Genomic DNA, 20,628 nt, shown 5'->3' with positions numbered 1-20,628 from the left:
AACAAAAAAACCTGTTGTCGATAGGACAACAGGTTTTTTGTTGGTAGTATATCCATCCACGTTATTGTGGAAATTTCTCTAATGCTTTGACAATCCCAGTGCCGGCCGTTTCAAAGAAGGCCTGGCCCGCGAGCAGCATAATTTTGTTCAGTATAGGTTTATTGGAATATCCTTTCTGTCGTAGATAGGCCTGTGTTTTCCAGGCTTGTAATGCGCCTGTGGTAATGTTTTCAGCCACCAAAGCGGTAGGACTGTCAATACCTGCGTCTTTCAAATCGCTGGCAATGCCCACAGAAGTGGCATTCAGGCGGAGGGCTTCTCTCAGTGCAATAGTCCCCACACCTTTCATGATACCGGCGTCAAATCGATCTCTATTGCCTAGGCCAATGAGCAGGAGCCTTTTGGCCTTGATAGTGCCAGGAGCAGGGTCCAAGAGGATGGTCTCGTAAGTATGTCCTTCAAACTGCCCTGTTTTTCGTATATCCGTGATGACGCCATGGAGAGCTTTATCTAGGTGTTGCATGCCATTGGCTGCCGGTGGCAGGGCAGGAGGAGAATTGTAAATATCCCCTTCTGTATATTCAAAAACACAGGCCACTTGTAGGTCTACCTTGGCGGTGGCTGGGCCTTCCACCAGGCCGATGATCTTAACGCCCATCCTGGTGCCCCATAATTTTGCATCGCCTTGTTTGACTTGGGCATGCATCGCGGGAGAGACGAGGAGGAAAGAAAGGAGTAAGCCGAACAAATTTTTCATAAGATGATTTGTGCCATTAAGTTAGTTTTTTTTCGGGAGATATCCAGGCCTTTGGCGGAGTAGGTACACGGCACAAAAAGCAGCAACAGGCCCCAACTGAGACCTGCTGCTGTTTATTCAATAATCGGGAAATGTAGGATAACGTTTATTTGAGAGTTACTTCTTTTGCGGTACTAAACTGTTTCAGCGTGCTGGCAATCTCACCGGATAATGCCGTTCCCTGCAATTCCTGTTTGAATGCTTTTTGTTCCAGCGTGTTCATGGCCTTATACAGCGGTTCATTATTGACGATGGATTGTAGCTGAATGAGGCTTTGGGTATTGTATAATTTATCCCACTCTTTGCGTACCAGCGCCCAGAATTGTTGGTGTTGTTCCCACCATGCTTTGGCTTTATCACATTTGCTGGCGTCTGTACGATTGTAAGTGTTCAGCCCTTTTTCAGCAACTAACTTTCTATCCTGACCATTCGTCCGTTGGATTTTCAGGTTTTCTTGGGCATGTATAGAACCAGTGGCTGTCAATTCATGATGATTGATACGATGGAGTACATTGTAATCCTTGCGCGTGGTATATTCTCTGCGTGGAAGCGGCGCATCACTGGCGGATTCCCAGTAATGACGGCCGTCTGCATGTATCCAGGTAGCAGTGCCCTCATAGCGAGGTTCATCATCTACGCCGTATACTTTTTGTGTCCATTGGCCTTGTACTTGTGCTGCGGGCAATTGGATTTTTTTCCATTGGTTATCCTTGTTGTATGCCAGGAGGGTACGGTTTTCGTACTGCCAATCTTCCGTCCAATGCTTGATGACCTCGCCGCCAGCTACCAGCAGGTGTTGTAGTACAATGCGTTTATCACTTTCTTCGGCTACTGTCACATATTCCACCGCGTCGGTAATCTTGTGATACCCTTTAGGTTGGTAACTGGTATCATATGGAAATGTTTCTGTGTACTCAAAGGTTACTTCCTGGCAGCCGCACATTTCTTTGATGGCGGCTTTGTCCTGGGCTAATTTGTTGGTGGCTTTCTGCTGTGCGCTTGCTTGTAAGGAAATCAGGCTTCCTGCCAATAGGGCGAAGGTTAATTTATGCATGTAAAAATAATTTGAAGGTTATTTAAAATTGCGGGTGCCATCGGCTTGGAGTACATATCTAAAATGATAATACCTGCTAACGGAAGTGGCCGTAGGCGGTACTGGCGCATCTTTATAGTAACTGGTGACTTCCAGTTTGGCATATTTTCCGCTAGCTGTTTTTAGTACGATGAATTTACCAGCGGTAGGACTGATAATATGCGTATCCATATTGTAAGTATACCAGGCAGCAATGGCTTTGGTGGCTGCTGCATCTGTAACATAGCCGCTTTCCGGCGCCAGGCTGAGGTCATTGTATACACCGCTGACTACTTGCGCAGCGGCGCTACCGGGGCCGCTTACACCACCATTCACAATAATGCTGGTAGCCCGAAAACCAATATCCCATTTGGAAGTGGCGGAGTCGCTGTTGGGTACTACTTTGTTATCGGCCAAATTATATAACGTAAAAGACCCTTTATTGGCAACATCTGCATCAACGTTTACGGCAGTGGTGGAAACAATAGTAGGTTTTTGTGGCGCTGCCTGGTCATCCTTTTTACTACAGGAAGAAAGCAGGGCAGCCACTGTCAGGGCTGCGATGCCCATAGGTAAATGAAGTTTTCTCATAATTATTGCTGATTTTATTTATCTCCATGTTGAAAGTACCAACCAAGCGTAATGGCGTATAATCGGCCAGGCATGGTGGGAATATGCTGATAATCTGAATAATTAAACAGGTTGTCGGCGGTAACCTGCACGCGTAAACGTTTTTCTAATAAATATTTGGCGACCGACAAATTCACCGTGGCATACCCTGGTACAAATTCACTTTTCAGATCCGGTGTGTTATTGCCGTTTTCATCTGTGAACCCGTATTTGCTGCGGTACAACACCCTCACATAGGCGTCGATACCATAACGGGGTTGTATATATGCAACTTTGAAATTGGCGGTATGATGAGAGCGGTTAAACAGTCCGAAATATTCACTGCGTTTGAGCGCTCTCGTTTCGCGGGTCACGGGATCAGTAGTGTATACTTGCCCGTTTTTTACCTGGTTAAACAGCTCATTGTCGCGGGTACGGAGATATTGATAACCGCCCGCCAGTTGCCAATATTTGCCCAGTTGCTGCGAGAGTTCTGCTTCTGCGCCACAAGTGGTGATGCTCTTTACATTGATATAGCTGTATACCCTTTGCCCATTGGTCTTTTCCGCGATGGCGCGGGTATCAATCAGGTTATGGACGCGGTTGTAAAAGAAATTGACCCGTGCATTGGTGCCGGTCCAGGGAGTACCTTGTATGCCGGTATTATACGACCAGGAGCTTTCTGCATCCAGCTCACGTAGTTGTTGTAGGGAGACGTCCAGTTGCTTGATTTGCCCCTGTTTCTCCATTTCTGGGAGTACAGTGCTCAAAAGCTTGGTCCCCAGGACGGTGTATCCCACCGCGGCATTGTTGAAGTGCAGGTACAACTGGCGGAAGTCGGGCGCTCTATAACCTCGGCCTACAGAGCCCATTACGCGCCATTGCGGCAGGAATTGATAAGACACAGAAAGCTTGGGGCTCAATTGGGAAGGGTATTGGTTATGCATATCAAATCGGCCTCCCACGAGGATATTCCACTTGTCGCCAGGTTTCCAGTTTTCTTGTAGAAAAATATAACCCGTGTTAAAGGCCATTTTATCGTCATAGCGTGTAGCCGATATCGTTTCATGGATATATCCTGTTCCGGCCGTCAGTTGGTGTTTGGACGTGAGCTGCCAGTCGGCCTGGTACTCTGGCTTCAGGTATTGCTGGGTGAAGAACGAGGCATCGTAAGCGGACTTGTCGTCTTTATATAACATATCTTCTTTGGTAGCATACCTGGAATAGTAGAGTCGGAATACCTGTGTGAAATGAGCTGTAGGACTATGTTTCACATTCATAGAAAGATTGGCGTCCTGTTCTCGGCCGTTATCATCCAGCGGACCTTTTGCATCCTGGAAATAGCTGCTGTAGCGTTGCTGGTAAAAGCGGCCGGAGAGGGTACTTTGCCATTTGTTGCTCCATTGTTGCTGCCAGCGGGATTGCAAGGTGAGTGCGTTGTAAGGCGCTACGGTAGGACTTCCCTGACTTTCCCCCAGCGTATACCCTTGGCTGTTCAGGTAGTTGGACCCGAAAGAAAAAAGTCCTTTTTGTAAGGGTATTTTCGTTTGTGCATCTAGGTTATAGGTTCGGTTGGAACCATATCTACCGGTAATATTGGTACTACCTTTATCAGTGCGATTGGAGGTGATAATATTAATCACCCCTGCCAGTGCATCGCTGCCATATAGTGAGGATACCGGCCCTTTAATAATTTCAATGCGTTCGATATTGCTCACTGTAATACGGGAAAGATCCAGTGTGCCGGCGGTTCGGCCTATCAGTGGTTCTCCGTCCAGGAGAATGAGGGTATATTCCGCTTCTAGCCCTTGCATTTGCACGCCAGTACCATGATTGGAAGTGATAAACAAACCGGTTTGTTCCGCGAGGATTTGCTGTAGCAGCAAGGCCCCGGAAGATTGCAACTGTTGTTTGGTAATAACGGTAACGGGTATAGGAACTTTATTGATGAGTTGTTCATTCCTGGTGGCGGTTACCACTATTTCCTGCAACGATTGCTGCTTAGTACAGGTGTCGGTTTGGGCAAATAGGAGTCCTGCCCGCATGATGCAGGTTAATGTCAGTAAATATTTATTCATTTTACTTGGGTCTGAATTGCCCAGCAAATGTAATGGCTGATATTTTTGGGATGCTTACGCTATCGGGAAATAGATTTATGGAAATGGGAAAAATGAAGAGAGCAGTTCTCCATAAATTCTTCCGGAAAATGTCGTATCTATGATACTAAATGATTCATCCGATGAACCGAATTTTGTTTACCACGATCTGCATCGTATTGTTAACCATTTCTATTACAGGTTTTACACAACAGCATTATCGATCCGCTGACTCCATCAGGGAGCTTAGTCATATTCCTGAACTAAGCTACGCGGTTATCGATGATAAAAATGTCCTGGAAATTGCCTGTCTGGGACATCACACCGTTAATCTGCTGGATACGGCCACCGTAAATGACCGTTTCCACCTGGGCTCCAATACCAAGGCTATGACCGCATTTATAATTGCGAAGTATGTGGAAGAAGGCAAGTTAAAATGGTCCACCCGGTTTTTTGATATATTCCCCGATTGGAGAAAGGATTCAAAAAAAGAATATGAGGCCATTACCCTTGAAAATTTATTGTCACATCGGGCTGGGATCCAACCCTTCCAGGGAGAGAATGATCCGATTATCCCGCCGTTTAAAGGCTCCAGCCAACAAAAGAGAATGCAGTTTGCCCAGTTTGTACTACAATTGGAACCTGTGAAACTGGATTCAATACATCCCTTTGTCTATTCTAATGCGGGCTATACATTGGCTACATTAATGATCGAAAAAGTGACCGGGTTGAGCTGGGAACAGTTGGTTGACAAGGTATTAAATCATGATCTTCATCTGGACATAAAGTTCTCCTGGCCGGATAATCAGACCAGTAAAGATACCTGGGGGCATATGGACGAAAATGGGAAACTGGTACCTGTACCTTCCACTACGGATTATCACCTGGACTATACGGAGCCGGCCGGCGACCTAAATGCTAAACTGACAGATTATATTAAATTTATTCAGCTCCACTTAGATGGACTAAAAGGGAATAATAACTACCTGAAAGCTGCTACCTATCATTTTATTCATGAAGGAATTCCTGGGTATTCCCTGGGCTGGTTTAACATTTATGAGAAGGACGATAGCTTTTCAACCCATTCGGGTACAGCAGGGACCTATTATTCCCTTGTACAGATAGATCGCCGTCGAAATAGGGCATATATTATTCTCACCAACTCTTTTTCTGAAAGTACCGTCAATGGGGTCAGACAGATCATGAGACTACTAAAAAGCAGCTACGGAAAATCCATGAAATGACGGTGAAAATTTGCTGTCTGTTGTCCCTGCCCGTCGGGCAGGGACAATGAAAAAAAACCCAAAATGGACGTCGCAGACGTCCATTTTGGGTTTTTGACACAGCCTCGCTTTTTCTAACCCTTACGGCTATATGAAAAATATTACTGAGCGTTGGCAGTAGTGGTAATCGCAGTTACCGGTTTGCCCACACAACCGTTCGGCATTTGTATATGCAGCATAGCGGCCAGTGTAGCGGCGATATCTGTCATATGCGTGATATCGTTGGTAGAACCATGTTTGATGTTCCAGCCCATGAATACCAGTGGAATATGGATATCGTAAGGATTCCAGTTGCCGTGGGTAGTACCTTTGGAAGGACCGGAGAACCATCCTGGTTCTGGAATGATCATTACTTGTCCGCAGCGTTTTGGATTGTAACCATTCACCACCATCGCTTTGATAGGCTCAGGAATAGCGCTGGAACCGATATTATCGATATCCGCAGCGAATTGGATACCTGGTTGTTTTACTAACCATTCTACAGTTACTTTCTTGATAGCATCGAAAGATACGTTGGTAGCGGCTTCTATTTTCTTCAGATCATAGTTTACATGATAGTTCATGAGAGAATTTACTAAGCCACTCAGTCCGAATTTCGCTTGCAGTACGGCGTTCAGATCCTGGATCAATTTCTTGTCCTGGTTGAGGCCAGCCGGAATATTATGTGCTTTCATGTAGTCGATCGCATGTGCTGCGCCGTGATCCGCTGTCAGGAATACAAGGTAGTTGCCTTTTCCTACGCGTTTATCCAGGAAGCTAAAGAAAGCAGAGAGATCTTTGTCTAAGCGGAGGTAAGTATCTTCCACTTCGATAGAATTCGGGCCAAACTGGTGCCCTACATAGTCGGTAGAAGCGCAGTTGATGGTCAGGAAATCCGTTACTTGGTTGTTGCCGAGGTCATAACCTTCTACTGCTGCTTTCGCAAAATCGAGGGTCAGGGTATTTCCGAAAGGGGTAGTACGCAAACTTCCTGGGTCTTGTTTGTAAATCGCAGGCAGGTTATGCGGGAATACAGGGGAATTTTCACCTTTGAAAGTGCCTTCCCATGCGCTATTGTCCTCATCGCTATTGGTGTAGGAGGTAATTGGATACATGGTATTCCAAGGCTGCGACATCAATTGCTGTGGCTCTTTGCGATCATTGAATTTCTTCACCCATTCTGGCAGCTCCTTCATATAGTAAGTACTAGTGATGAAGCTGGCGTTGGCATCATCCAGCCAGAAAGCGCCATTGGGCGTATGTCCGGCAGGGAGGATAGAAGCGCGATCTTTCAGGGACACGCCCACTACGCGGGAACGGAAGTTGGTAGCGATTTTCAGTTCGTCGGTGATAGTAGATGCCAGCAGGTTGCGGGGCGACATCTTTCCGGCGCTGCTATTGCTACCTACCGCTTGAACGGTTGTATCTTCCGTACAATACCATCTTCTGCCAGTTACTTGGTCGGTCCAGTCGTTGCCAGTGATACCATGAATCGCAGGAACAGAACCGGTATAAACGGTACTATGGCCTACCGCAGTGAAAGAAGGCAGGTGACTAATATAGGTATTCTCGCAGGAGAAACCTTCTCCCAGCATACGTTTGAATCCACCGGCTTCATAGCGGTCGTAATAACGGTACAGGTAATCCCATCTCATCTGGTCCACCACAATTCCTACAATCAGTTTGGGCTTAGCATTTACCTGTGCGGCTGCGGATAAACCTTGCATTACTCCAAATGCAGCCAACATCAGTGTGCTCACCATTCTTTTTGTTACAGTCATAACGTTAATTATATTGATAAATTTAATTACGTGTTAAAAAGAAGCGCCAAACTTATTGAATTATAGGCTGAAACCGGCATTTTTTTATGCGAATGGTAAACTGGCTTTATAGGCCAGCTTCCCCAAATCGATTAGGATAATCGCTGATAATCCCGTCTACGCCCAATTTGCGGAGTTCTTGCATTTTGGAAACTTCTTGGACTGTCCAGGGGACTATCACCATATTTTGTGCGTGAACTTTGTCAACTAGTTCTGGTGTAACGAGGTCGTAGGACGGATTATAGAAGTAAGGTGTAAATCCCAGTCCTTTCATATTATCTTCGAAATTGGCTTTCTTATCTCCGGTTAGGAATCCTAATTTTATGGCAGGGTAGCGGCGGTGCATTACTTGCAGTGGGCGCATATCGAAGGATTGGACATACAGCCTGTTGCCCAGTTTCTTCAATTGTTTAACCGCCATCATCTTGGTGATGAATTCCTCTGGTGCGGGTTGTTCCGTACCGTCTGTTTTAGCGGAAGATTTTATTTCCAGCAGGTAGTAGGGTGCAGGGAGATGATGTTTTTTCGTATAGGCCTCTACGGAGTCGATCATTTCTGAAAGGAGCGGAGCATAGCTGCGCATGCGTTGCTGCTCTGGGAAGGCGGGATAAGGCTTTTCACCGATGATGAAAGGGCGGATGTCGCTGTAGTTCATCTGGTATAAAGTATATTTTGCTCTATCTGCCGCCGGAATATCGCTGCCATCGGGCATGGTAGTATAAGAAGGCGTAAAGGAAGCATCGTGATATACGACTACCTTTCCATCTTTGGTGATATGAATATCGAATTCAATGGTATTAGCGCCGCATTCCAGTCCTTTGTACATAGCAGGAATGGTATTTTCCGGCATGAGTCCGCGGGTACCACGGTGGCCTACTTTAAATACTTTCGGGTCCTGTTCCTTTCCAGGAGCTGGTTTTGCGACATTGAACGCTGCCAGAGATGCGGCTGCAAGTGTGAGTGCTGCCATGGATAATCTGGTATTTCTTTTCATTGTAAATATAGGTTTCCGTTGTGAATCACGGTAAATGATCATTCGATTGCGTCAGGTATCCGCGGATATCCAACGATTGAAATTGTTTCTTTCCGCGCGGAGCGCGGAAAGAAATAAATAAAAAAACTCCTTTATTTAAGGGCTGTATAACAAATAGCAGCCAGCGCAGCGCCAGCAATAGGGCCGAGCACTGGCACCCAGGAATAAGTCCAATCGCTATCGGATTTCCCTTTGATAGGCAGCAGTTGGTGCATGATACGAGGGCCTAGGTCCCTCGCAGGATTGATCGCGTAGCCAGTAGTGCCACCGAGCGATAAACCAATAGCCCATACGAGGAAAGCTACTGGGATAGCGCCAAGAGAGCCCATGCCGATAGGCGCCTTCGTGTCTACCATTTCACCACCTGCGAAATAAAACACTGTGAAGACCAACACAAATGTGCCGGTAATTTCACAGAGTACATTGCGGGGAATGTTTTGTATAGCCGGTGTGGTACAAAAGGTAGCCCGTTGTAAGCCAGCATCGGCGGTATTGTCGTAGTGATCTTTGTAGTTCAGCCATACCAGCGTGGTGCCCACCATAGCGCCCAGCATTTGCGCTAAGATAAAAGAAGGCACTTGCGACCAGGGGAACTTGCCTGCAACCGCCATACCGATGGTTACCGCAGGGTTCAGGTGTGCACCGCTAATAGGACCGGCGATTACCACGCCCACATATACAGCCAGCGCCCAGCCGGTGGTGATAACGATCCAGCCGCTGCTGTTACCTTTTGTTTTGTTGAGTACCACATTGGCTACCACGCCGTTGCCCAATAGGAGCAAGGCAGCGGTACCAATAAATTCTGCAAGAAAGGGAGTCATAACGTAGTATTGATTGATAAAATTACAGTTGAGCCCATGTTTTGGCGGTGGCTACCGCTTTGTTCCAGCCAGCGATCCATTTCGTACGGTCGTCTGCGTTACCAGCAGGGGAGAAGCATTTCTCCATATTCCACTGACTGCGGATCTCCTCTAGGTCGCGCCAGTAGCCGGTTGCCAGTCCTGCGAGGTAAGCAGCTCCGAGCGCAGTGGTTTCTGTGATGCCAGGTCTTACCACTTGTGTTTGCAAGATATCCGCCTGGAACTGCATCAGCAGATTATTAGCAGTAGCGCCACCATCCACGCGCAATTCTTGAATGGAGAGCTGTGAATCCGCTTCCATGGCTTTCAGCACGTCCATTGTTTGGTAAGCAATACCTTCCAGGGCGGCGCGGGCAATATGACCGGCGTTAGTACCGCGCGTCATGCCAACGAGCGTACCGCGTGCGTGCTGGTCCCAGTGTGGAGCGCCCAAGCCTGCAAAAGCTGGCACCAAGTATACTCCATCGTTCTGAGATACCCTAGCAGCAAGGGCTTCCACTTCTCCCGAAGACCTGATAATACCCAGTCCATCACGCAACCATTGCACAATAGCGCCTGCAATAAAGATACTACCTTCCAGCGCATAGTTCACTTTTCCGTTTACCTTCCAGGCAACAGTAGTGAGCAAGTTATTTTTACTGAGAATCGGTTTCTCGCCGATATTCATCAGCATAAAGCATCCAGTGCCGTAGGTGTTTTTCACCATGCCTGGTTCGGTACACATTTGTCCGAAGAGGGCCGACTGCTGATCCCCTGCAATCCCTGCGATAGGTATTTCTGCGGCGAAAACACCAGTAGCAGTATGACCGCAAATTTCACTGGACTCTTTCACCTCCGGTAGTACAGAAGCTGGAATGTCCAGCAGTGCTAGTAATTCCGTATCCCATTGTTGGGTGTGGATGTTGAACAGCATCGTTCTACTAGCATTCGTAATATCCGTAGCATGCACAGCGCCTTTGGTAAGGTTCCATACGAGCCAGCTATCGATGGTACCGAATGCCAATTGGCCTTTGGCAGCCAGTTCACGCGCGCCGGCCACGTTGTCTAAGATCCATTTTATTTTAGTGCCGGAGAAGTAAGCATCGATGACCAATCCGGTTTTTTCACGAATCAATTCCGCTTTGCCGGCGGCTTTCAGACTATCGCAATAGGCTGCGGTACGTCTGTCTTGCCACACAATAGCGTTATATATTGGGGTGCCGGTAGTGCGGTCCCATACCACCGTTGTTTCGCGTTGGTTGGTAATACCAATTGCCGCGATGTTAGTGCCTGCCAATCCTGCTTTAGCCATGGCTTCTGTGGCTACTCCTATCTGGCTACTCCAGATTTCCATTGGATCATGTTCCACCCATCCCGGTTGCGGGAAGATCTGGGTAAATTCTTTCTGCGCCACAGCGTGGATGCTGCCCGCTTTGTCGAAAATGATGGCCCTGGAGCTGGTAGTGCCCTGGTCTAGTGCCATTACGTACATGTTCATGTTTTTCTATTTATCGTGGATGATAGGTTTTGCTATTTTGGATATTTGATTATAGGGAGACAGCCAACGCTCCCACCGGCTTTGGTTCCTGGAGGAGGTAGTTGGCAGCCAGACTAGTAAAAAGCTGCACTTGTGTCGCTATCCATTGCTCATCTTTCCCCGTGGCGTTGGCCATAATGGTGGCTACTTGTGGTGCCATTTGTACCGCCGCTGCCGCGTCCAGGAACAGTGCTCTGAGTCTTCTGGCCAATACATCTTCCAGTGTATGTGCCATTTCTTGCTCCACCGCCCAAATGACCTGTGCACCAATATAAGGGAAAGCAGGATGCAGTTGCTTACCCATTTCCGGATTTCTGGCCACATAGGAGCGGATATTGGCCGCTTCGCTGCCATAAACATCCAGAGGGGCCACGTCTGTACTGCGTTGCTGATAGCCGTGTATGCGCAAGCTTTTGGTCTTGCAGGCTACCGGTGTCAGGCTGCCCTGTTTAATCGCCAGTTCTATCGTATCTTCTGCCATTCTGCGGAAGGTAGTCCATTTTCCGCCCGTGATGGTGATTAATCCCGCATCGGAAACGATTAGTTTATGACTGCGACTAATTTCCTTTGTACTGCCCGTATCCTTTTGAGGGGCGGCTAGTGGCCGGAGTCCTGCGAATACGCTTTTCACATCTTTACGAGTAGGTATACGCGTTAGATATTGTGCAGCCGTATTCAAGATAAAGTTTATTTCCTGTTCCAGCGCCACTGGTTCCAGACTATGTTCATTCAGCGGGGTATCTGTGGTGCCCAGCAATACTTTGTTATGCCAAGGTACTGCGAAGAGCACGCGTCCGTCGGAGGTTTTAGGGATCATGATGGCGCTATCGCTTTCCAGGAAGGAGCGGTCCAGCACCAGGTGTACCCCTTGGCTGGGGCGTACCATATTCGGTGCTTGTGGGTTGTCCATTTGCATGACCTCATCCACAAAAACGCCGGTAGCATTGATCACCACTTTTGCGCGAAGTTGGAATTCCTCGCCGGTTTCCAGGTCTGTCGCTTTTGCGCCGGATATTTTATTGTTTAATTTATCTAGTGAGATCACCTTGCAATAGTTCAGCAGGGTGGCCCCATGCGCAGTGGCTGTTTGGGCAACGTTTACGGCTAAACGGGCATCGTCAAATTGTCCATCGTGGTATACCACACCTCCTTTGAGGCCGGACAGGCGGATATTTGGGAGTCGCGCTGCCACGGCGGATTTGCTAATATGATGAGATTTTCCCAGGCTTAATTTCCCAGAGAGCAGGTCATATACTTTCAGTCCGATCGTGTAGAAGGGGCCTTGCCACCAGTTGTAGTTCGGGATGACGAATTGCTGGTTATGGGCCAGATGAGGGGCATTGGCGAGGAGGAGACCTCTTTCATAGAGGGCTTCTTTCACCAGGGCCACGTCTCCCTGTGCGAGGTATCGCACGCCTCCGTGCACCAGTTTGGTGCTTCTGCTGGAGGTTCCTTTAGCGAAATCGGCTTGTTCTAGGAGGAGGGTTTTATAGCCTCTGCTGGCGGCGTCCATGGCAATTCCCAGGCCTGTGGCGCCACCGCCGATGATCAGCAGGTCCCAGGTGCTGCCGGCCATCTGTCGTATTTGTTGAATAGCATCTAACCGCTTCATGGTCTTATACGCTTTTGTTTTGTTTCAGTTGCTTCTGATTTCTTTCGTGAAATAAAGAAACGAAACATTTCGAAACTAAAGTAAACAAATAAATGAAAAGAAAGAAAATAATTGGATATTTGGGAAAATTCCGTCCCCAAAGCTTTAATTTTACGTTATGTCTATGATAAACATTGCAGAACGCCATAAATATATTTTGGATAAACTCCAGGAAAAGGGTTCGGTAAGCGTACTGGACCTTTGTAAGGAGTTGGATGTTTCCGCGGTTACGATTCGAAAGGATTTGAAACTGCTGGAGGACAAGTCCTTATTATTTCGTTCGCATGGCGGCGCTACCACGGCCAACCCTTATACGAATGATAAGCCGGTGAATGAGAAGGAGCATATCCGCAGGGAGGAGAAGCAGGCGATTGGGCAGGCGGCAGCAGCATTGATAGACGCCAATGATGCCATTATTATCGCCTCTGGCACCACGGTACAGGCATTAGCGAGATACATCCATCCACGAGGCCAACTGACGGTGATTACCGGCGCTTTGAATGTATCCTTAGAGTTGTTGCGTCATCCGGAGATAGAGGTGATACAATTGGGCGGGCATTTGCGTAATAGTTCTTCTTCTGTTACCGGCCCTTATGCAGAGCGGGTATTGGCGGATTTCTCCTGTAGTAAGTTATTCTTGGGCGTAGATGGTATTGACCTGGAATTCGGCTTTACCACTACCAATATCATGGAAGCACATCTCAATCAAAAGATGATGGCCACTGCACAGAAAACCATTGTACTGGCGGATTCTAGTAAGTTTGGCAAGCGAGGATTTGGAAGGATATGTGGAATGGAGGAAGTGGATGAGATTATTACGGATAAAGGAATCCCCGAGCATGTGGTGAAGCAATTGGAAGATGCAGGGGTGAAAGTGACGTTGGTGTAACGTAAGTTTGGTTTTGTCAAGAAAATAATGGACACTGTTGCAGTTGCTCATCAACTGTGTAAAGAATTAGAAATGTTGCATGTTTATAAATTATAACCAATAAAGTAATGAACAATGCTTGACACTAAATATCAACCATATAAAAGCCTATGAATTCTCAACCTGATAATACTGAATTATATACGCTGCTTTATTTTCTGGGAATGATTTTCCTGATTGCACTAATCATATTCGTTATAAGCTGGCTACTATTTAGACTTATTTTTAAGAATAATAGCAAACGAAGGAAGAAAGCCATCATGCTGGCTTTCTTCATAATAACCTTACTGGTTGTGTATTACTTATTTTTTTAGACGGAAATGTATTACAGCGCTTAATTCACCCTATCCTGCTCCGCATCTGCACCACCAGTATTATGATTACGTTTACGGCTAAACGCATCTTTTCCAAATCTATAATTGAACGATAGCCCTATTCTGTGACTGTCTGATTCACCCGTATGATAGGCAGTAGTCTGCAATATGGAAATGGTTTCGTCTCTCATGATTAAAGATTGAAAGATATCATTGACACTGAGCTTAACATTGGCTTTCCCCTTTAAAATTGTTTTTTGTACTCCTGCATCTTGGTACCAGTAAGGCTTAGTATTTGTCTGACCCGCCGTAGTTTTACTTCGGTATAGAGAGAATAACTCCATACTCCAGGTTTTGCTAAATTTAATCTGATTGACAAGGGTAAACCCTGCTATGTTGATTTGTTGTGCAATTGCCTGTCCGGTGGCGGTACCAGAAAAAGCTAAGTGCAGCAACAGTACATTTGCATTCAGGCTCCACCAGGACACAGGACTTACAGATATATTGGAGATGAGCCCTATCCCGTATCCGGTTAACATATTTTCCGGCCTCGTAATAAAGACATTCCCTTCTTTAGTGGTGGCCTGGAAAAGATTCCCTTCCACCCGATCATAGGCCAGGGTAAAATTGTACCAGCCTTGGTGGGAGTATTTCAATTCTATCCGGTTATTATAAACCGGCTTCAAACCTGGATTTCCAGCGGTATAGGAATATTGATCTCGCATTAACAAGAATGGATTCAACTGCTGATAATTGGCTCTGCGTATTCTTCTTCCATAGGATAGTGTAAGGGTATTTTTGCCCAAACTGTCCAGCTTATACTGCAAATAAGTGGTGGGAAAGAGATCTAGGTAATGATTCGTAAAAGAGGAATCTTTACTGTTATAGGAGGCTCCCAGGTGGCCGGTAGTGGAAGCCTGTTCGATTCTTAACCCTGCTTGCAGGGAGAAACGCTTCCAGGAGTTATTCATACTTATATATGCGGCGTTGATCATTTCCCGGTATATAAAGTGATTGGTTTTATTATAGTCGGGCAATACATTATGGGCATCCTGGTAATAGAACTGGTTATCATTATCGGTTTCAACAATGCTGGATTTTATACCTGCATCCAATCTTCCATGTTTCCACATAGGTTGGGTATAGTCGCTTTTAAACGTGTAGATATCAATTTTAACAGGCTGTTGGAATAGTTGGTTAAAACTATCTATGGGCGTGTTATCTGGCCAGTAGGAGGTATTCCCCATCTGTTGTGCTGCATAGGAATAATTGCGGATGTAATCTAAATCGGCAGATAACTCTTTTCCGGTTTTATTATATTGGTGATTGAAATTTAAATTTACGCCGGTATTTCTCCATTTAAAATCACCATTCGTGTATCCCTCACCGGTAGAATCGATGTCAGATTTCGCATTGCTTTCTATGCTGTTATAAGATAAATACTCTTTTCTCGGCCTGACACCACCACTGATAACGGCGCCCAGTGTCGTTTTAGGGGTTACAAAGAAGTCGGCTCCCAATCTTCCATTGAAGCCATTGGCACGTGTATGAGATTGACTGTTCAGCAGTGTGGCAGACAGCGGTTCACCTTGAACCGTGTTAAATCGTCTATCATAACTATCTGTTGCGTAATACTGATCACGACTATAACTCAGGTTACTGAAGATATTCATTTTCGGGATACGGTAGTTGAGATTAATCCCTGTATTGCTGCGGCCATATTTACCTTGGCTATAACCCAAAGATATGTTCCCATTGAATCCAGCAGTTTGATTTTTTTTCAACCGGATATTGATCACCGCTGCACCGGATGCGTCATATTTGGATGGAGGATTCGACATCAATTCTAGTTTATCCACTGTTCCAGCAGCAATAGACCGCAAGTATCCGGCAAGATCTTGTGCAGAAAGGTAGGTGGGTTTACCATCTATGAGTACCGTTACACCTTTCCCATTCAGACTAATATCTCCCTCAGCCGTCACCGTTACCCCTGGTGATTTGGCTAGGATGTCCATCAGGTTACTGCCCGCAACGGTAATCATACTGCTAGGATGAACGACTGTGCGGTCAATCTGTTCTTCGATCAATGGTTTTTGTGAAGTGACAGTTACTTCCCGTAGGTGCTTACTGGTGGAGGGTTTCAAAACGATGGTAGGAAGTATTATTTCGGGGTGATCTACACTTACAATAATAGCAGCACTTTGGTATGGCTGATAACCCATGTATGCACAGCGGAGTATATAGTTGTTTTTCGGGAGACGCGTGAACACGAACCTACCATTATCGCTTGTTACCTGGGTTTGAACCAATGAAGCATCCGTTGTATTCAATAGCGTAACGGAAACGCCAGGGAGGGGATTGTGCTGCGCATCTTGGATGATGCCTGTAATTTTTCCTTCTGGTGCTTGGGTTTGGGCGTACCCGATTTGGGCGCACCACACCAGCAGCAATAGGGATTTTAACAATACCTTCATGTGGAGGTTTTGAAAGGATTTAAATATGTTGTTAATTGCTTCTTAAATGTAGCTGCCAACCTCCTGTAGATACAGCATTTGTGACGAATAGACTTGAAAATGTGACGAAAGTGAGATAATTAAATGCGGATATGCTTTTCCAGCACTATGGGGCATCCTCCCAGGAGTTTATGAAGTATGTTGATATGAGTACCACTCAATATCCTAAGTAAGTTACTTACTCACATTAATGGCTACCCGCTTTTTATAATTCGTTGGCGATTCTCCTGTCACCTGTCTAAATAACCTTGCGAAATAATTGGGCGACTGAAAATTCAATTCAAACGCTACACTGGATATATCCCTGCCGCCATCCTGAAGGAGGATCTGGCTGTGCAGGATGTTCACCTCGTTGATCCATTGTTTGGGAGGCTTACCAGTGGCTTGCTTCACTACTTTGTTCAAGTAGTTTTCCGTAATATTTAGTTTTTGGGCATAATAAGATACCTGTCTTTGTTTCAGGTGGTGCTGCTGTACCAGTTCTCTGAAATGGAGCGATATCTCCGTGGCCCTCGTCATGTTGCCATGCCCTTCGGCGGCGGAGGCAATGATCTTTTGCAGGAAAGGCCGGAATACCCCGATGGCCACCTCCAGGGAGGCGTTTTTCATAGTCAGCTCTTCCTCCATCAATTGCACCAGTTGGGATAGCCAACGAACGGCTGGGGTGGGTAATTTTACAAAGGGAGACGTAAAGAAGAAATTAAATAGTTGTCTGTTAAGTGCCAGAGACTCAGTGATTTCGTTTTCAAATACCACGAAGAATCCTTCCGCATCCCGGGAGATTTCCAAGGTAGCCGTAATGTTCCCCTGACGGATGAGTAAGATAGAATTAGTATTTAACCGGTGAGACCCGGTTTCCAACTGCTGCACAATATGCCCTTTCGTTACGAAGATTAAGAAGTTAAAAGAAGTGCGATAGGGTAGTACCGGAATGACAATATCCCGAAGGTAATCTTCTATTCGATATACCTGCAACTGCGCATTATTCAAAAGTACCTGGTTGGAGATACCCGGCAGGAACTGCTTTTTATATTCGAAATTGGAAAAAATTTTTACAGAAGATCTCATAAGCACAAAATTACCGGATTTTGGATATAATAGTCATGATTTGTGCTAGTCTTCTTTTTCATTTCGCCGTAATTTGCATATCCAGAACATGAAATTGTATTTCAGATACATATTATTAATTCTCTTCTTGGCCGGCTTTTCATTTACAGGAAAAAGTCAGGACCCACTACTACACAGCGGTGGGAGCAATACAGCATTATCGGCTAGCATAGCTGATATGACACAGTTGCAAGCAGGGAAGGAATGCCTCCATCTGGAACAACTCATTTACATCAGCGACAATGAAAACGATGAAGATGTGAGCCGTTTATTTAACGAGCATTCGCATCTCCTCCTCAATAACCTCTCTGTATATTATCTCTCCCTCCTGGAAAAGCAGGAGACAATACCGGAGTATTATACCGGATTTGTGCACGCCGACAGACCCACTCCGGCCGTCCCGAAATTCATTCAACATCATCAATTACTGATTCCTTTTCAATCCTAATTTACTGCATCATAGCGGTTCTAACCAGCTTTGAACATAGTTAAAGCGCCTGTTAAACTGCTGTGATAGCCCTCCGCATGCTGGCATATATGCCTGAACTTTCTTCGTGCGGGATTGTATATTCGTAAGCCTTGGTCTTCCGAAACGGGCATCTCATTGCTATCTTCTAAAATTTTACTCATATGCATCTGACTCCCAGAGAAACAGAGAAACTGTTGCTCCATCTGGCCGGAGAACTGGCTGCCAAGCGTAAAGCAAGGGGCCTTAAACTCAATTATCCTGAATCTATTGCCTACATCAGCAGTCATCTGCTGGAAGCGGCCCGCGACGGGCGCTCGGTGGCTGAACTCATGCAGTACGGGGCCACGGTCCTCACACGTGAAGACGTCATGGAAGGCATCCCAGAAATGATTCACGACGTACAGATTGAAGCAACATTCCCCGACGGTACTAAACTGGTGACCGTTCATAATCCTATCAGATAAAATCTAAACTCATCTCACATGATTCCCGGAGAATACTTTATCCAGGCAGGAGATATCACCTGTAATGAAGGTCGCGCCACTGTTAAAGTGAAAGTGGTAAATACTGCAGACCGTCCGGTGCAAATCGGCTCCCATTTCCATTTCTTTGAAGTGAACCGCAAAATGGACTTTGACCGCGAAAAAGCATTCGGTATGCGCCTCAACATCGCTGCTGGTACCGCCGTTCGCTTTGAACCAGGAGAAGAAAAAGAAGTGGAGCTGGTGACCATCGGTGGTACCAGGAAAGCTTTCGGTCATAATAACCTCGTTGACGGAGATACCACCACCGATGCCGCTAAAGCTGCATCCATGGCTAAACTCGAACCAATGAACTTCAAAAACAAATAGTCATGAGCCTGAAGATAAATAAAACCAAATATGCAAATTTGTATGGCCCGACCGTTGGCGATAAAGTACGCCTGGGCGATACAAATCTTATCATAGAAATCGAAAAGGATTTCAATACCTACGGCGAAGAAAACAAATTCGGCGGTGGTAAAACGGTGCGCGATGGGATGTCTCAATCCAGTACCGCAAAACGTGATGAAGGGGTGCTGGATTTTGTGATTACCAACGTGATTGTATTGGACCACTGGGGCATCGTGAAGGGCGACCTCGGTATCAAAGACGGTCGCATCGTAGGTTTTGGTAAAGCAGGCAATCCCGATACGATGGACAACGTGTCTCCCAATATGATCATCGGCGCTTCTACGGAAGTACACGGTGGCGAAGGACTCATCGCTACTGCTGGTGGTATCGATACACACATTCACTATATCTCTCCGCAACAAATTGAAACGGCACTGTTCAGCGGCGTAACTACTATGATCGGCGGTGGTACAGGCCCAGCAGATGGTACGAACGCTACAACTGTTACCCCTGGTAAATGGTTTATCGGCCGGATGTTGCAATCTGCGGAAGCATTCCCGATGAACTTGGGCTTCTTCGGTAAAGGTAACTGCGCTACAGAAGGACCTATCGCGGAACAAATTGAAGCAGGTGCACTGGGTGTGAAAATTCACGAAGACTGGGGCGCGACTCCTGCCACCATCGATGCTTCTCTGAAAGTAGCAGATAAATACGATGTACAGGTAGCGATCCATACGGATACCCTCAATGAGGCGGGCTTCCTGGAAGATACGATGAATGCGATTAATGGTCGCGTAATCCATACTTTCCACACGGAAGGCGCGGGTGGCGGTCACGCTCCTGATATCATCAAAGCGGCGATGTATCCGAATGTACTGCCGGCGTCTACCAATCCTACTCGTCCGTTCACTAAAAATACCATTGATGAACACCTGGATATGCTGATGGTGTGTCATCACCTGAGCAAAAGCATTCCGGAAGATGTGGCATTCGCTGATTCGCGTATCCGTCCGGAAACTATTGCTGCAGAGGATATCCTGCACGATCTGGGCGTATTCAGTATCATGAGCTCCGACTCCCAGGCGATGGGTCGTGTAGGCGAGGTAGTTACCCGTACTTGGCAGACTGCTGATAAAATGAAACAACAACGCGGCACTTTACCGGAAGATAAATCTGGAACAAATGACAACTTCCGCGCAAAACGCTACGTGTCTAAATATACCATCAACCCTGCGATTGCGCATGGTATCTCTGAGCATGTGGGTTCTATTGAGGCGGGCAAATTTGCAGATGTGGTGCTGTGGAAACCAGCGTTGTTTGGTGCAAAACCAGAAATGATTATCAAAGGCGGTATGATCATCGCGAGCAAAATGGGTGATCCGAATGCGAGCATTCCTACGCCACAACCGGTGATCCTGCGTAAGATGTTTGGCGCCTACGGTAAAGCATTGTCCCGCTCTTGCATCACTTTCGTATCACAGGCTTCTATTGATAAAGGCATTGTGAAAGAATATGGCCTGGAGAAAGTGGTATTGCCAGTAAAAGGTTGTCGTAATATCGGTAAGAAAGATTTGATCCACAACGATAAAACGCCGGAAATTACTGTAAATCCTGAAACGTACGAAGTACGTGTAGATGGTCAAGTGATTACTTGCGAACCCGCATCGGTGCTGCCTTTGGCGCAACGTTATTTCCTGTTCTAAGATAAAA

Annotated in this window: 17 protein-coding genes; 6 read left to right on the top strand and 11 right to left on the bottom strand. The window is 46.3% G+C overall.

Annotated features, from left to right (window positions below; translation table 11 throughout):
* Window positions 1-61: 61 nt before the first annotated feature.
* The 4 genes from JO154_RS26130 to JO154_RS26115 all read right to left on the bottom strand — a co-directional run bounded on the left by JO154_RS26130 (window position 62) and on the right by JO154_RS26115 (window position 4,555).
* Entirely contained in the window at window positions 62-757 is a 696-nt protein-coding gene (locus JO154_RS26130; RefSeq protein ID WP_291952075.1) for a M17 family peptidase N-terminal domain-containing protein, read from the bottom strand.
* A 145-nt stretch (window positions 758-902) separates the two neighbouring features.
* Window positions 903-1,850 carry a DUF6607 family protein gene (locus tag JO154_RS26125; protein ID WP_291952073.1) on the bottom strand — a complete coding sequence of 316 codons (948 nt, stop codon included), beginning with the start codon at window positions 1,848-1,850 and terminating at the stop codon, window positions 903-905.
* Between the two features lie 18 nt (window positions 1,851-1,868).
* Complete coding sequence (locus tag JO154_RS26120) at window positions 1,869-2,459, bottom strand: HmuY family protein (RefSeq protein WP_291952072.1); 591 nt, start codon at window positions 2,457-2,459, stop codon at window positions 1,869-1,871.
* A 14-nt stretch (window positions 2,460-2,473) separates the two neighbouring features.
* Complete coding sequence (locus JO154_RS26115) at window positions 2,474-4,555, bottom strand: TonB-dependent siderophore receptor (protein ID WP_291952069.1); 2,082 nt, start codon at window positions 4,553-4,555, stop codon at window positions 2,474-2,476.
* 161 nt (window positions 4,556-4,716) lie between these two features.
* Here JO154_RS26115 and JO154_RS26110 point away from each other — a divergent pair, with 161 nt between their 5' ends.
* Window positions 4,717-5,817 carry a serine hydrolase gene (locus tag JO154_RS26110; RefSeq protein WP_291952067.1) on the top strand — a complete coding sequence of 367 codons (1,101 nt, stop codon included), beginning with the start codon at window positions 4,717-4,719 and terminating at the stop codon, window positions 5,815-5,817.
* 140 nt (window positions 5,818-5,957) lie between these two features.
* Here JO154_RS26110 and pafA read toward each other — a convergent pair whose 3' ends face one another.
* The 5 genes from pafA to JO154_RS26085 form a co-directional block, all read right to left on the bottom strand.
* Window positions 5,958-7,616, bottom strand: a complete 1,659-nt coding sequence (gene pafA, locus JO154_RS26105; RefSeq protein WP_291952065.1) for an alkaline phosphatase PafA — start codon at window positions 7,614-7,616, stop codon at window positions 5,958-5,960.
* A gap of 106 nt (window positions 7,617-7,722) precedes the next feature.
* Window positions 7,723-8,649, bottom strand: a complete 927-nt coding sequence (locus JO154_RS26100; protein WP_291952063.1) for a glycerophosphodiester phosphodiesterase family protein — start codon at window positions 8,647-8,649, stop codon at window positions 7,723-7,725.
* A gap of 131 nt (window positions 8,650-8,780) precedes the next feature.
* Window positions 8,781-9,509, bottom strand: coding sequence for an MIP/aquaporin family protein (locus JO154_RS26095; RefSeq protein WP_291952061.1), 729 nt, complete (start codon window positions 9,507-9,509; stop codon window positions 8,781-8,783).
* A gap of 22 nt (window positions 9,510-9,531) precedes the next feature.
* Complete coding sequence (gene glpK, locus JO154_RS26090) at window positions 9,532-11,025, bottom strand: glycerol kinase GlpK (RefSeq protein WP_291952060.1); 1,494 nt, start codon at window positions 11,023-11,025, stop codon at window positions 9,532-9,534.
* A gap of 49 nt (window positions 11,026-11,074) precedes the next feature.
* Complete coding sequence (locus JO154_RS26085; RefSeq protein WP_291952058.1) at window positions 11,075-12,676, bottom strand: glycerol-3-phosphate dehydrogenase/oxidase; 1,602 nt, start codon at window positions 12,674-12,676, stop codon at window positions 11,075-11,077.
* Between the two features lie 157 nt (window positions 12,677-12,833).
* Here JO154_RS26085 and JO154_RS26080 point away from each other — a divergent pair, with 157 nt between their 5' ends.
* Window positions 12,834-13,604, top strand: coding sequence for a DeoR/GlpR family DNA-binding transcription regulator (locus JO154_RS26080; RefSeq protein ID WP_366935607.1), 771 nt, complete (start codon window positions 12,834-12,836; stop codon window positions 13,602-13,604).
* Between the two features lie 373 nt (window positions 13,605-13,977).
* On the opposite strand, the gene JO154_RS26075 is transcribed toward JO154_RS26080, so the two are convergent.
* Together JO154_RS26075 and JO154_RS26070 are read right to left on the bottom strand one after the other, a co-directional pair.
* Window positions 13,978-16,431 (bottom strand): outer membrane beta-barrel protein, encoded by a 2,454-nt coding sequence (locus tag JO154_RS26075; RefSeq protein WP_291952054.1) that lies wholly within the window; start codon window positions 16,429-16,431, stop codon window positions 13,978-13,980.
* Window positions 16,432-16,644: 213 nt separating this feature from the next.
* Window positions 16,645-17,538, bottom strand: a complete 894-nt coding sequence (locus tag JO154_RS26070; RefSeq protein WP_291952052.1) for an AraC family transcriptional regulator — start codon at window positions 17,536-17,538, stop codon at window positions 16,645-16,647.
* Between the two features lie 88 nt (window positions 17,539-17,626).
* Between JO154_RS26070 and JO154_RS26065 the strand changes: the two genes are divergently transcribed.
* The 4 genes from JO154_RS26065 to ureC all read left to right on the top strand — a co-directional run bounded on the left by JO154_RS26065 (window position 17,627) and on the right by ureC (window position 20,621).
* Complete coding sequence (locus JO154_RS26065; RefSeq protein WP_291952050.1) at window positions 17,627-18,025, top strand: hypothetical protein; 399 nt, start codon at window positions 17,627-17,629, stop codon at window positions 18,023-18,025.
* A 182-nt stretch (window positions 18,026-18,207) separates the two neighbouring features.
* Window positions 18,208-18,510: an urease subunit gamma gene (ureA, locus tag JO154_RS26060; protein WP_291952048.1), complete on the top strand. Its 303-nt coding sequence runs from the start codon at window positions 18,208-18,210 to the stop codon at window positions 18,508-18,510.
* Window positions 18,511-18,528: 18 nt separating this feature from the next.
* Window positions 18,529-18,897 (top strand): urease subunit beta, encoded by a 369-nt coding sequence (gene ureB / locus JO154_RS26055; RefSeq protein WP_291952046.1) that lies wholly within the window; start codon window positions 18,529-18,531, stop codon window positions 18,895-18,897.
* 2 nt (window positions 18,898-18,899) lie between these two features.
* A complete protein-coding gene (gene ureC / locus JO154_RS26050) occupies window positions 18,900-20,621 on the top strand; it encodes an urease subunit alpha (protein WP_291952043.1) in 1,722 nt (573 codons plus the stop codon).
* Window positions 20,622-20,628: the final 7 nt, after the last annotated feature.

The sequence above is a fragment of the Chitinophaga sp. genome, from assembly GCF_019236475.1.
Classification (GTDB): domain Bacteria; phylum Bacteroidota; class Bacteroidia; order Chitinophagales; family Chitinophagaceae; genus Chitinophaga.
The sequence above is the reverse complement of the archived record's forward strand: the minus strand, read 5'-3'. Positions and strand labels throughout refer to the sequence as shown.

Coding starts and splice junctions, on each gene's coding strand:
- ureC (WP_291952043.1), top strand. CDS start 18,900: ATGAGCCTGAAGATAAATAAAACCAAATATGCAAATTTGTATGGCCCG.
- JO154_RS26085 (WP_291952058.1), bottom strand. CDS start 12,676: ATGAAGCGGTTAGATGCTATTCAACAAATACGACAGATGGCCGGCAGC.
- ureA (WP_291952048.1), top strand. CDS start 18,208: ATGCATCTGACTCCCAGAGAAACAGAGAAACTGTTGCTCCATCTGGCC.
- glpK (WP_291952060.1), bottom strand. CDS start 11,025: ATGAACATGTACGTAATGGCACTAGACCAGGGCACTACCAGCTCCAGG.
- JO154_RS26065 (WP_291952050.1), top strand. CDS start 17,627: ATGAAATTGTATTTCAGATACATATTATTAATTCTCTTCTTGGCCGGC.
- JO154_RS26100 (WP_291952063.1), bottom strand. CDS start 8,649: ATGAAAAGAAATACCAGATTATCCATGGCAGCACTCACACTTGCAGCC.
- JO154_RS26070 (WP_291952052.1), bottom strand. CDS start 17,538: ATGAGATCTTCTGTAAAAATTTTTTCCAATTTCGAATATAAAAAGCAG.
- pafA (WP_291952065.1), bottom strand. CDS start 7,616: ATGACTGTAACAAAAAGAATGGTGAGCACACTGATGTTGGCTGCATTT.
- JO154_RS26115 (WP_291952069.1), bottom strand. CDS start 4,555: ATGAATAAATATTTACTGACATTAACCTGCATCATGCGGGCAGGACTC.
- JO154_RS26080 (WP_366935607.1), top strand. CDS start 12,834: ATGTCTATGATAAACATTGCAGAACGCCATAAATATATTTTGGATAAA.
- JO154_RS26125 (WP_291952073.1), bottom strand. CDS start 1,850: ATGCATAAATTAACCTTCGCCCTATTGGCAGGAAGCCTGATTTCCTTA.
- JO154_RS26110 (WP_291952067.1), top strand. CDS start 4,717: ATGAACCGAATTTTGTTTACCACGATCTGCATCGTATTGTTAACCATT.
- JO154_RS26130 (WP_291952075.1), bottom strand. CDS start 757: ATGAAAAATTTGTTCGGCTTACTCCTTTCTTTCCTCCTCGTCTCTCCC.
- ureB (WP_291952046.1), top strand. CDS start 18,529: ATGATTCCCGGAGAATACTTTATCCAGGCAGGAGATATCACCTGTAAT.
- JO154_RS26075 (WP_291952054.1), bottom strand. CDS start 16,431: ATGAAGGTATTGTTAAAATCCCTATTGCTGCTGGTGTGGTGCGCCCAA.
- JO154_RS26095 (WP_291952061.1), bottom strand. CDS start 9,509: ATGACTCCCTTTCTTGCAGAATTTATTGGTACCGCTGCCTTGCTCCTA.
- JO154_RS26120 (WP_291952072.1), bottom strand. CDS start 2,459: ATGAGAAAACTTCATTTACCTATGGGCATCGCAGCCCTGACAGTGGCT.